General features: G+C 36.5%; 13 protein-coding genes. 3 read left to right on the top strand and 10 right to left on the bottom strand.

The genetic code is table 11. The features are described 5' to 3' along the window. Nucleotides 1-1,104: 1,104 nt before the first annotated feature. From A3EE_RS0113340 to A3EE_RS0113315, 5 genes are all read right to left on the bottom strand, one after another. The gene (locus A3EE_RS0113340; protein ID WP_018343946.1) at nucleotides 1,105-1,398 is read right to left on the bottom strand and encodes a hypothetical protein; all 294 of its coding nucleotides are present in this window, start codon (nucleotides 1,396-1,398) and stop codon (nucleotides 1,105-1,107) included. After that, on the bottom strand, nucleotides 1,385-1,603 hold the full coding sequence (locus A3EE_RS0113335; protein WP_018343945.1) for a SymE family type I addiction module toxin: 219 nt from the start codon (nucleotides 1,601-1,603) through the stop codon (nucleotides 1,385-1,387). Before A3EE_RS0113335 ends, A3EE_RS0113340 begins: the two co-directional genes overlap by 14 nt. A gap of 366 nt (nucleotides 1,604-1,969) precedes the next feature. Beyond that, nucleotides 1,970-2,176, bottom strand: a complete 207-nt coding sequence (locus tag A3EE_RS0113325; protein ID WP_018343944.1) for a hypothetical protein — start codon at nucleotides 2,174-2,176, stop codon at nucleotides 1,970-1,972. A gap of 5 nt (nucleotides 2,177-2,181) precedes the next feature. Beyond that, nucleotides 2,182-2,592 (bottom strand): DUF5675 family protein, encoded by a 411-nt coding sequence (locus A3EE_RS0113320; RefSeq protein ID WP_018343943.1) that lies wholly within the window; start codon nucleotides 2,590-2,592, stop codon nucleotides 2,182-2,184. Beyond that, complete coding sequence (locus A3EE_RS0113315; RefSeq protein WP_018343942.1) at nucleotides 2,592-3,344, bottom strand: hypothetical protein; 753 nt, start codon at nucleotides 3,342-3,344, stop codon at nucleotides 2,592-2,594. The genes A3EE_RS0113320 and A3EE_RS0113315 overlap by 1 nt, the downstream gene beginning before the upstream one ends. Nucleotides 3,345-3,539: 195 nt before the next feature. Between A3EE_RS0113315 and A3EE_RS0113310 the strand changes: the two genes are divergently transcribed. The 3 genes from A3EE_RS0113310 to A3EE_RS0113300 all read left to right on the top strand — a co-directional run bounded on the left by A3EE_RS0113310 (nucleotide 3,540) and on the right by A3EE_RS0113300 (nucleotide 6,209). Further along, the gene (locus A3EE_RS0113310; protein ID WP_026209765.1) at nucleotides 3,540-3,737 is read left to right on the top strand and encodes an SMC-Scp complex subunit ScpB; all 198 of its coding nucleotides are present in this window, start codon (nucleotides 3,540-3,542) and stop codon (nucleotides 3,735-3,737) included. A gap of 468 nt (nucleotides 3,738-4,205) precedes the next feature. Then, nucleotides 4,206-5,255 (top strand): GNAT family N-acetyltransferase, encoded by a 1,050-nt coding sequence (locus A3EE_RS0113305; RefSeq protein WP_018343940.1) that lies wholly within the window; start codon nucleotides 4,206-4,208, stop codon nucleotides 5,253-5,255. 219 nt (nucleotides 5,256-5,474) lie between these two features. Then, a complete protein-coding gene (locus tag A3EE_RS0113300) occupies nucleotides 5,475-6,209 on the top strand; it encodes a hypothetical protein (protein WP_018343939.1) in 735 nt (244 codons plus the stop codon). A gap of 123 nt (nucleotides 6,210-6,332) precedes the next feature. On the opposite strand, the gene A3EE_RS0113295 is transcribed toward A3EE_RS0113300, so the two are convergent. The 5 genes from A3EE_RS0113295 to A3EE_RS0113275 form a co-directional block, all read right to left on the bottom strand. Beyond that, a complete protein-coding gene (locus tag A3EE_RS0113295; RefSeq protein WP_018343938.1) occupies nucleotides 6,333-9,131 on the bottom strand; it encodes a PAS domain-containing protein in 2,799 nt (932 codons plus the stop codon). Between the two features lie 37 nt (nucleotides 9,132-9,168). After that, nucleotides 9,169-9,615, bottom strand: coding sequence for a response regulator (locus A3EE_RS0113290; RefSeq protein WP_018343937.1), 447 nt, complete (start codon nucleotides 9,613-9,615; stop codon nucleotides 9,169-9,171). 190 nt (nucleotides 9,616-9,805) lie between these two features. Beyond that, entirely contained in the window at nucleotides 9,806-10,513 is a 708-nt protein-coding gene (locus A3EE_RS0113285) for a GldM family protein (protein ID WP_018343936.1), read from the bottom strand. Between the two features lie 85 nt (nucleotides 10,514-10,598). After that, the gene (locus A3EE_RS0113280; protein ID WP_018343935.1) at nucleotides 10,599-11,441 is read right to left on the bottom strand and encodes a 1,4-dihydroxy-2-naphthoyl-CoA synthase; all 843 of its coding nucleotides are present in this window, start codon (nucleotides 11,439-11,441) and stop codon (nucleotides 10,599-10,601) included. 66 nt (nucleotides 11,442-11,507) lie between these two features. Continuing rightward, nucleotides 11,508-12,059 carry a toxin-antitoxin system YwqK family antitoxin gene (locus A3EE_RS0113275; RefSeq protein WP_018343934.1) on the bottom strand — a complete coding sequence of 184 codons (552 nt, stop codon included), beginning with the start codon at nucleotides 12,057-12,059 and terminating at the stop codon, nucleotides 11,508-11,510. Between the last annotated feature and the right edge of the window lie 12 nt (nucleotides 12,060-12,071).

Here is a 12,071-nt window from a genome sequence, read left to right as displayed (position 1 = left end):
GCCACACAAACCCAACACACAAGCCAAAGCTTGTCTTAATCCCTCGCTTAATCACCCGCCCACGCAAAGGCAAACTGGCAACATACAACACAATTATTGTATGCTGATGTTCTATGTTGCCAGTCAGCCTTCCCACCCAATTCTGCTGGTAGCTGGCCAGGCTCTCATTGCGGCTTTCCTTTTGTGTGCAGAAACAGTTGCCGGGAAAACAAAAATACAAGAGGCACACAAAATTGCCGCAAAGGTCACCTGGCACATCTACCATCAGATTATCCATCACAACGCTACATTTACATAATGGGTCTTATACGAACAGCCGCGCGAGCCTCCCCGCAAATCCAAAGCTGTCATATAAGAACATTATGTAAAGTATCTCCAAGGGGCTTGTTGCCCCTTCAACCCCACGTGTGCAGCCTGTCATGCTTTTTGCGAATCCGCACGCCAAACGCTCCCGGGTGCGGAGCAAAAAATCCCGCCAGGCTGCACAAGGCGTGCTTCGCACAGATTAATAAGGCCATTAATATTTTCTCAAAGAAGTAATAGTAGTTTGGCCATAAACATTCCTTGTATGCGCTACTCGCTCCGCTCAGACAAGGCGCAAGCCACAGGCGTATGGCGTAAAAACTTTTAAAAATGCACTGGCGTAATTTAGCAAGGATAAAAAATAAATTGCAAGGGAAAATAAATCAAAAAGGCAACCTGAATTAAGGCATAAATCTTATATTTTATTGTTGCCTTTTTGCCCTTGCACTTTAATTTTTCCCTTGCTGTTGAACCTTCGGGGGGCAGTGCGCCAGTGCATTTTTAAAAGCTTTTACATTTGTTAGTTGGGGGGAGACAGAAGCATCCTTGCATTTACTTGAGTATTTCGAACAGTCTTTCCAGCTCGTCATACGTCCACAACTCGGGCTTATTTAACCGGCGATAAAAATTGGTTTTGGACATTTCGAGTTTTTCAAAGATGAACTTGTCTTTTAGCCCGGAGGCTTTAATCATTCCCTCGATTTGCTCAAGAAATTTTCTATACTGTCTTACGATCTCAATAGATTTTTTCATAGTCTGGAAAATTAAATATGCGGGCTGGCGCCCGCATATTTGTAAGGCTTAATTATGTTTAGTGCGTATTACCTTTATTACTTCTCTTATCAAAGCGTCAAGACCTTTCTCCGTTACATTCCCACTCGTATCAACATACCCATGCTTCAATAATGCATGTCTGCGTTTTTCTAATTTCTCAAACACGGTTGAATCGCCAGGGAAGGAAGTGGAAAGAATATCTTTATAAAACATACTCTTCAATTCAGGCCTTCGTTCGGTATTTTTAGCCAGACGTTTCTGTCTGGCTTCCTCCTGCAGCAATACTCTTTCAATTTGCAATAATCTATTATAGCGGTTCATCAATACGAAGTATTATTTGGCCTTTAACAAATTCTACTTGTACTTTCTTACCCTGTTCAAAACCCAAATCGGAGAGCCACTTGCCATTAAGACGTATTTCAGGGACAATACTCTCGCTATAGCGGTTTTTTCTATACAGAGGTCTTATCTTTAATTCTTTGCATTCCGCAACCTTGTTGCTTTCTGCTGTTACATTTGCTATCATTATTCTTGGCGTTTAATGATATAAATATACAAAAAGGTATCGATATATGGAACTAAAAAGTATTAAATAATAAGCCTATTTAGTAATTTATAATGGTTCTGAATAAGTACATTTACATGTATTAAGTAATGAGAAGAAAAATAGAAGAGTAGGCAAAATATAAAAAAAATAAGGAGGCGAGCGCCTCCTTATTTACTAATTAACCGTGTTATTTTTTTGAGTAATAGTGATACACCGAAACTGACTACTGCACCTATGGTGGCCAGCAAAACCGTCCTGGTCACATCTTCTAAATTTATATTAGCCATAATGCTCAGTAGAGTTCCGCCAATGGTTCCAAACACAGTGCCGTTGTGTCCGCTATGATTACTCATTTTCTACAGCAGTTTGACTAACCGCAGTGATAACACCGCCTGCCAATGTTAGATATCCTGCTACAGTAATTAAGGCGGCGGGCAAAGAGATCGGAGCAGCTAGGAGTGAACCACCAACAGCGGCAACACTTAAGCCTACAGCGCGCAGGACTTTGAAGAATTTAGGGGTAGGAGCTTTTGCTCTGTCAACAATATTCATGATTTTTAGGAATTTAATGATTTAACAGAAATTTTTAACTGGACTTCTTTTCCTTTATCTAGGATAGGAAAAACTAAGTCATTTATTTTTTTTACCGCTTCTCGAGAAAAGCTTCCTATGCCAGGGCTTTCTAATTTAGTAACTGGAGCAATACATCCCCGTAATTGTAGTTTCGCATTGTTTGCGGGATGAATTAAAATCAATTGTCTATTAGGTACTTTATAAAGTCCCAAATGCCATTGGAATTTTTCTACGAAGCGCTTTTGGAGTTTGTATACTCCTTCCGGAATGCAAGAAATATTGCGTTGGTTATTTAACCAAGGGAGTTCTATGGTATGACAAATCAATTGCCCGCCATACCATAATTCCCCATTGGTCCCATTAGGAAAATAACTTCTTAATAACTGAAGTTCCATTAGATAACCTCTACAATTGCCAGAGAGTTGAATGCACCGTTCTTCAATGAATACTGTTGTCCATTTACTTCCTGAAAGAATTCAATCTCAAGCAAATAAAATTGAAGACCAGTACCTACAGGTACAGCTGCAGGAACCAATGAAATATTACTTGAAGCTCCATCAAGAGGAAGATTTTCAGGAGGGCTAAACTGAATATCAAAAATGCCTGTTGCAAAATCTATATTTGCAAAAGCTCCTTTGATAGTACAATGAGTTGCTTTAGCCGGAGCAGCAATATCATTGATCGGCACCAGGTTGGGAATTGCTATTTCTCCCGTAGCAGTATTCACCGTGTATGGCTTGTATAAAATACTACCAAGGATTGCTTTCAAGTTGAAATTAAAGCCTTTTAAAATAGCCTTACCCTGAGCTGTAGCCAAACCACTGAAAGGTGTTCTTTTCCCTCGGGCGCTTGCTATATCCAGTTTTAGGATATCCATCATGGCCTTAGTCACTCTGGATGTTACTCTACTGTCAGAAGCACTTTGCATGAGTGCGCGCAACGTATCACGAAGCAATTTACCTGCAAGACCTGCAGCGCCAAATTCTTCACCGTTTTCTCTTGTCCGGATAAATGCAGGATCATTTGCAATACGATCACCGCTTACTCCACCTTTTTCGCGCACAAGATGCCCGTCTAAAGATGTCTTGTAAAAGGTCATACCTCCGATAGTACCTTTAAGTTTTAAAATTCCACTTTGTCTTGCCATAAGAATAATTTTTTAGTTAAACATATGGCAATAGTAAAGGCTTAAATTAAAGCATTCAAATGCTTGGTTCCGCTTAGGTACCTATTAGACACTTTGTTCCGAAATAGTCCATTATGCCTTATCAAAATAACTTCTAACTTTGTGTAAAGCTATGCTTCATGCATAGATGAAGCATAGATAAAGCATACATAGAGTATGGAATTAACGCGAAGTTGTATTTATCCTAAGGATGTGCAGCGGATTACCGGTAAAAGCGAGAGGTATTGTAGAAAGCTTTTAAGGAAGTTAAAAGCAGAATTGAAAAAGGACCAACATCAATTCGTAAGCATTGAAGAATTTGCAAATTATGTAGGCCTTGATGCTGAGCTGGTAAAAACGTACATCACCGATTAAAAACATCTGATTTTTCAGCTTCACATTATAGCAAATTGCTACATTTTTTTTGAGATAAATTGACCTCTTTTGTAGTTCTAATCTTCGCAATTTTGTACCTTTATATAGGTCATCTAGGTGATACCAAAACGTTCTATAACAGCACAAAAACATAGTGACCTATTCGGTTACCTGTTAAAAGTGAGTATTGTTAAAATAATGATTATCAACGATATTAAAGCTTGGGTTCGAATCTTGCCACCCCGACATTTAAAGAGTTTCAAGTTTTCTTGAGACTCTTTTTATTTATGTATGGCATAGTTGATTCTTCCCTAACCACAAATTAACTCGCTGTCTTGCCTTTTCTGGCCAACAACCAACTACAGTATGATGTTAATTACTTGCATTATCCATACAAGATAAATAACAGCATATGTTGTTGATTTTTAAATAATATCCCGACATATTTGATTCAGCCAATGCTATGTTATGAATACCATTTTTGAAAAACATCCTTATAAAATAATCCTTCAACATAAACCCGATCAGGCTGTGATTTCGTTGCTTAAGCATACGCTTTGGGGTACGAAGGAAACAGTCTATCAGCATCAGGATACAGAAGAGAATATACAGAAGGTTCCTGATCCCTTATTTTTTAGTTTGCAAAAACAGGATGAGGTAATCGGTACTTGTTGTTTTTCTAAAACAACTATGTCGGTGAATAATAACAAATATGACTTCTGGTACAGTAGATATTTTTCTATTGATAAACAAAAGCAAGGTGGAATCTTCGGAAGCATGATCTTAAAACATATCCGAAATTATTTCGAACAACATACTCTGGTCCAATCTGTTTTTTATGCGTATGTAGATGCTTCCAATATTCGCTCACAAAAACTTCTTAAGTACATTGGATTTAAAAAACTCCGGAGTTTTGAAACACTTACGTTCAGTAGATTATATCCTAAGAAAGATAAAAATGTATCCTTGATTGATTCAACAGATAAAGAAACAATGCTTGATCTGTTGAAAGAAAGCTATAAAGATTTTTTGCTGACTGATTTTACTCCGAAATTTTGTGATGATTCGTATTATGTTCTGAAAAAGGAAAATGAAATACTCGCAGGTGTTCGTGTACACACAGCACATTGGGTGATCCGGAGTTTGTCTGGTTTGGCAGGCAAAGTAATTATTAAAATTCTTCCGCACATTCCTGTGTTAAGAAGGTTATTTAATCCACGAGAATTTCGGTTCTTAGCTTTTGATGGAGTGTATATTAAAGACGGTCATGAAAAGGAATTGTTTGCATTGATGGAAAGCGTGTGTAGTTCTTTAAAAGTCAACACCGGACTCTTATGGATGGATTCCGAATCTGCTTTATATCATAAATTAAAAGCAGCGGGTAATTGGGGAATTATGGATAAACTGAAAGAAAATATTCCTGCACATGTTGTTGCTGCTTTTAAAAATATTCCGAAAGAAGAACTGGAAAAAATCAGCAGTTCTCCCATATATATTTCTGCAATGAATATTATTTAATATGCATTTGATTATTAGTTAAACCATTTTTTGTTGACAAGATGAATACGAAACCATATGGCCGATAATCCGGCGCTAATAAAGTTATGGAAACGGAAGCGTTGTTGTTGCACGAAACAATCTTTATGGGTAACTTAAAATTGTTTTATTAGAAAGTTTTTTAAATTAGGTGAAACAAAAGGAGAATATTTTTATTAGAAAAAATCAAACGGGCTTTATATGAAAAAACTTATTACACTCGCGTTATTTATTACTTTTTGCTCAAGTAGCGTATTCGGCCAAAGTAAATCAGATTTATTGTTGCAAATAGATTCTTTGAAGAAGGCAAATGTTTTACTGAAGAAAAATCTAGACTCTGTTTCGCAATACACAATCGTGTATAAAGAAATCCGTAAAAAAGTTGTACGCTATAATTTTAAGCCTGCCGATTTTCCTAAGATTCTGGATTCTATCTTAACGCGAAGAGATTCAACAGTGCTTGGTACCAAGCTGCTTCATGATTCTCTTAGCCGCGTCAATACTCAGAATCTTGCACAAAAAGATGAAATTGCTAAACTAAAATATTTTGTTGAAGAGTTTGGAGGGAACGAAGTGCAGCCTTCTAATGCAAAAGATTTAATGGGTGTTTGGGGACTTAATCTTTCCGGTTATAAAGTGATTGGCGACACTGCACGTAATGGTCTGGTAGTTGATAAGCTAACTAATACAGATAAATTGGTGCAAATAAATTTGATCGATACGGATTTTGCTGAAGTACAATTTACAAGTGGAAAAACAATAAAATGTTTTTATAAAATAAATTCCTTTAGTACCAACGGGGCGTATTATATTGATTTTAGTAAAGGCGATGATTTAAATATCAGATTGTACATTATTCAAACTGAAACAGGTATGAAAGTTTCTTATAAAGGAAAGGGAAATACGCTGTTATACGGTGTGATGAAGAGAATATAACAATTCCTCTGAATCAGGATTAAAGAGTATATTTATTTCTTTAATCCTGATTCAGACATTTTCAATGAATGTATTCCTTTTAGTTTGCAAAAAAATGGGTTAAATAAGCACCTGTTGTTTTTCTTATTGCAGGTTCATTGGCAGATAAATATGAAAGGTTGCTCCTTTACCTTTTTCTGATTCTGTAGTAATAAAACCATTGTGGTTTTGTGCGATCTTATTACAGATAGACAAGCCAATGCCTGTTCCTTCATATTCTGTTTTTGCGTGCAGGCGTTGAAAAACTTCGAAGATTTTTTCTTTATATGCTGAATCAAAACCAATTCCATTGTCCCGCACAGTCAGCTGTTGATACCACTCGTTTTCATGGGCATGTTCGTTGCCTGTATTTTTGCCAAGTATTGAAGAAGATGATATTTCAATAAGCGGAGGGGTATTTTCTTTGGTAAATTTCAGTGCGTTTGAGATCAAATTGATGAAGAGTTGTCTCAGTTGGAAAGGAATCGCATTCATTTCCGCAAGGGCATGAATTTCCAATGTTCCGTTTTTTTCTTTTAAACTATCCGTAAATTCATTTTTTATTTCCTGCAGCAGAAGATTGAGATTGGTGCGTTCAAAAATCCGATCTGCAGCGCTTGTTCGTGAATAGGTAAGCAGATCGTTGATTAACGTTTTCATTTTATGTGCGGATTGCTGAATGCGTTCAAAATACGTTTTACCTTCAGGTGAAAGCATTGTTTCATCAGAGTCCTGAATTCTGCTGACAAATGTTTGGATCTTGCGCAGGGGTTCTTGCAGATCATGACTGGAAATATAAGCGAAGGAGCGGAGTTCCTGGTTCATACTTTCCAATTCTAAATTGGCATTCTTTAATTCTTTTGTACGCTCTTTGATTCGTGCTTCAAGATCCTGAGCAAAGGTTTTCTGATCCTGAATGTCTGTACTGGTACCAACCCACATTTGGATCTCACCAGCTTTATTGCGTTGTGCAATGGCACGGCTCAGTTGCCAGCGGTATTCTCCAGAGTGTTTTTTGAATCGATGTTCGCATAAAAAATCTTCTCCGGTCTCAATGGCGTGCATCCATTTTTTAATGTTCTCTTCTCTATCATCCGGATGGACAATCTGAAGCCAGCCTTCTAAATAAATCTGAGTGGGAGTGAGTCCAGCATAATCAAAAACAGATTGATTGAAATAATTCAAATTTCCTGCCGTGTCGCCTGTCCATACAAATTGTGGCATGGAGTCTGCCAGCAATCTGAATTTCTGAACGCTGAGATTTAATTCTTCTTCGGCATTTTTCCTATCGGTAATGTTTTCCATTACCCCAATCAGTTTTTTTAAATTGCCTTCTTCGTCGTAAACGCCTTTGCCGGATGTTGAGACCCATCGCACGGAGCTATCTGCTGTTATGATTCTGTATTCTGCATCGTAATTACGTTTGCTGGTCAGCGCATCCAGCATATGTAAACGCGTAATTTCCTTATCGTCGGGATATGTTGCTGCACGGATGTGATCAATTGTTACATCCTGATTCGAATCAAATCCGAAGATCTCTTTACACAGTTTACTGAAATTTGCTTTTCCACTTTTGATATTCAGCTCATAGGTACCGAGCTGTGCAGATTGCAATGCAATTTCAAGTACTTCGTTAGCTTTGCGTATTTTTTCTTCAGCCAGTTTTTCTTCTGTGATATCTATTGTTGTACCGAACATTTTTTCAGGTACATTTTTATCGTCAAAAAACAATTTGCCACTGGCACGTATCCATTTGATAGAGCCATCTTGCATGATGATACGCAGTTCATAAAAAAGTTTAGATGTCTGGTATGCTATGTTGAAAGCTTTTGTACGAATACACAAATCATCGGGATGTACAAAGTTTATCAGATCCTGATGGTTCGGTTTATCTTGCGGAGCAAATCCAAATATTTCGAGATGTCTGTCTGAGTTAATAAATTCTCCTGTTTTTAGATCCACTTCATAAGTACCTAAGGAACTTGCTTCCACTGCAATATTTAATCGTTGTTCATTTTCAACGAGAGACTTTTTAGCGAGCACCTGAGCTGTTACTTCTGAACATACAACCATTATTCCCGGAACGCTATCTGCATCTTCCAGTGATTTATAAATAAAATTAAAATAGGCTGTTGCCGGAAAACCATTTCTATTCAGAATTACTTCTACTTCATTTCCTATAAAAGGAGTCCCGCTATTCAGTACACCGTTCAACATTTCACGTATACCTTGGCCTTCCAGTTCAGGTAATGCGTCAAATAATTTTTTGTCAATAAAATCCGATTGTTTATCTACCAATTCTAAATACAGATCATTGGCAAGTTCTATAACAAAATCAGATCCACGCAAAATACAGATTGCTACGGGAGCATGACTGAAGTGACTGCGCAGTTTGTTTTCGACATGGTGTTGTGTTGCTGAGAATGCTTCAGCTTGCTTGCTGATGCGTACATCCAGTTCGCGTAAGGTGGAATGAAGTTCTAAAAGTTCTTTGTAATTGTTCTTTAATAGTTCGTTCGATGCATCTACAGAAGAAGCTGGATAATTGCTCTGCTTTAATTTCCTTTCAATTGTTGTAAGTAACGATAGAATCGTATCAGCAATGCGTTCAATTTTAATGAGGCCACAACGTGCTTCTTCAATCTTCCCGTTTTTATATAAGCTTATTAATTCCTTTGCAAGAGCGTGGATAGTGGTATGAACATGTTCCAGCTGATGGGTTTCGGGAATATGTCCGTATGATTGCAGGGCATGCTCATAGATCCATTTGCCTAAGGAGCAATCAATATGTGAAACAACAGGCTGTTCGTCAATCTCTGCTCCATATAATATAGACTTTAACCTTGTTTTAAATAACAAATGGCGTGTTTTGGCCTGTTCAAAGTCAAGTTCTAAAGAATGCATGGATGAAAGAGTATAGCTTTATATAAAGCTATATATATTAAGCTATAGAAACAATAAATTGTTCTTTTGAAATTTGCTTCACTTCTTTCAGCCAATCAATCGTAAGCACTTTTTTTAAAATTTTCTTCAATTGATTAAAATTGTCGGGTTTGCGGATATAAAAATTAGCCCCTTCTTTGTACACTTTATTAACGGCTTCTTCCTGTACGGTTGTTGAAAATATAATAACCGGCAAGTGTTTCAATGTTTCATTTTTCTTTATTTCTTCCAGACACTCAAAACCGTTTTTTGTTGGCATATTCAAATCTAAAAAAATAACATCCGGTAGCGGAGACGGTGGAAGGTATAAGATATCCATCAATTCAATACCATTTTTAGCAATAGTCAAATTTACGTCGTTGCAGACTGCAGATAATGCATCCTGAAAAAAAAGACGATCGTCTTCATCGTCATCAGCCAGATAAATATTTTTTGATAAACACATGTTCAAAGATAATTAAAATTAAATCTATTACAGCTATAAAAATGCTGTATGATGCTATATGACTATTATACAGCGTCCATATAATCAATGTTTAAACATGTATGTTGTAGCTTATAAAGTATGTATCATTAAAAAAAATTAATACTACTATATTGATATTCCATGTCTTAAATTGAATGCTAAAAATAGACTAATAAGAATTGTCGATTGGTATAACCAGTATAGAATTTCCCAAACGAATTGTTTCTAGTTTGCCTTCGGGCGTAAGGATTTTTATTTCATTTATTAGAATAATTATCCGGTCAGCAGAATTGATAGAATTGATTGTTGTTAGATCAATGTTGTTTGCTTTGATTACTTTCTTATATAAAGTTGTTCCTTTTTTTGAAAATGTAATTTCAAAATCTGTAACGGCATACTGTGCATCAACACCAAATATTTCTGTTATAGATTCATTGGGCAATGCTTTTATAGAAATATTTTTAGGAATGCCAAATAAACTGTTTTTGATATCAATTTCTTTACCGCCTGTATATATATGAATACTTGGAGGAGGAAGGTCTCTTATGATGAATGTTGTTTCTGCTACAAGATTGGCATCTGAAAAGGCTTGTAATGTTAATGATGTTGCTGTTACATTTGGAATGATCGATAAGTAAAATTGATTGCGTTCTATGCTGTCAATTATAACTTTAGAATTACCGGCTACGAATGAAATTTTATCATTGGATATTTTGAGTTGATCACAAGGTAATTGCAATTTAACTGAAACTGAATTAGAGCAATTTCTATATAGCGTATGAGAGCTTTTTGTATAAATTGCTAAAGGAGCACTGTCTTGTGCAAAAAGGTTGATAGATATGAATGCGAATATACTGATCAAAAAAAGGTGTTTCATATAAATGATTTAAAGAATGAATTATAAATTATTGAATGTTCTATTTTTCTGAATAAGGAAGAAATAGAACATTCATTTTTTTAGATCAACAAGGTCCCCAACCAACGTCACCAAAGTCGGGCTTTCTTTTTTCAAGAAATGCATTACGGCCTTCTTTAGCTTCGTCTGTACCATAAGCCAAGCGTGTAGCTTCACCTGCAAAGATCTGTTGCCCCACCATGCCATCATCTGTTAGGTTCATCGCAAACTTTAACATCTTGATAGAAGTAGGAGACTTCGCTAATATTTCCTGTGCCCATTCGTATGCAGTACTTTCAAGTTCGTCGTGCGGGATCACAGCGTTCACCATACCCATATCAAATGCTTCCTGTGCGGAATAATTTCTTCCTAAGAAAAAGATCTCACGCGCTTTTTTCTGTCCAACCATCTTAGCCAAATAGGCTGAACCATAACCGCCATCAAAGCTGGTAACATCTGCATCGGTTTGTTTGAAGATTGCATGTTCTTTGCTGGCAAGTGTCAGATCACATACAACGTGCAAGCTATGGCCACCGCCAACTGCCCAACCTGGTACAACTGCAATCACAACCTTCGGCATAAAACGGATTAAACGTTGTACTTCTAATATATTCAAACGATGTCTGCCATCTTCGCCAACATACCCTTTTGCTCCACGGGCTTTTTGATCACCACCACTGCAGAAAGAATAGATTCCGTCTTTCGACGATGGCCCTTCAGCTGATAACAATACTACTCCGATAGAAGCGTCTTCATAGGCATCGTAGAGCGCATCATATAACTCAGACGTTGTCTTAGGTCTGAAAGCATTGCGCACATCCGGACGATTAAAAGCAATACGTGCTACGCCGTTTGATTTTTTATAGGTGATGTCTTCGAATTCTTTTACTGTTTTCCATTCAATTACCATAATGCAGTATTGTTATGTGGTTTGTAAAGATAGTTGTTTAGGATTCGTTAAAGTACAAATATTTGTTTAGTGTATATTTTTTTCACTAATTAATTGTCCTGCATTATTATAAAATTTCCAAACCCCTGATTCATGTCCATCCTGATATATTCCTTCTTTTTCTAAAATACCATTTTCATAATAAAATTTCCAAAGACCAGTTCTTGCATCGTTTTTGTTTTGGCCTTCACTAAATATATTACCATTCTTATAGTAATGTATTTCTATTCCTTGCCCATATCCATCGATTCTATAATCATTGCATTGGAGTTGACCATTTTCATACCATGAACGTACCATGCCGTGTTCATTATCATTTACAAAATAGCTTTCAGATTTTAATCTTCCATTTTTATACGTTCTATCATAACCGTTTAATAAACCATTTTTGTAATGCAATTCCAAAGTGAGTTTTCCAGTAGAATCGAAATTCTGAAATAGACTGTCTAATTTGCCATTTTTAAAAAATCTTATATGGCGAATATTTCCATTGTCGTAATATTCAATACGTTTTCCGTCGTTGTTACATGCTGAAATTAAAATACAACTTAATGAATAGATTAATATTTTATAGTACATAATTTATTATTG

This window comes from Cytophaga aurantiaca DSM 3654 (genome assembly GCF_000379725.1).
Taxonomy (GTDB): Bacteria; Bacteroidota; Bacteroidia; order Cytophagales; family Cytophagaceae; genus Cytophaga; species Cytophaga aurantiaca.
Note: the sequence above shows the minus strand (reverse complement) of the source record. Positions and strands in the feature narration are given on the sequence as shown.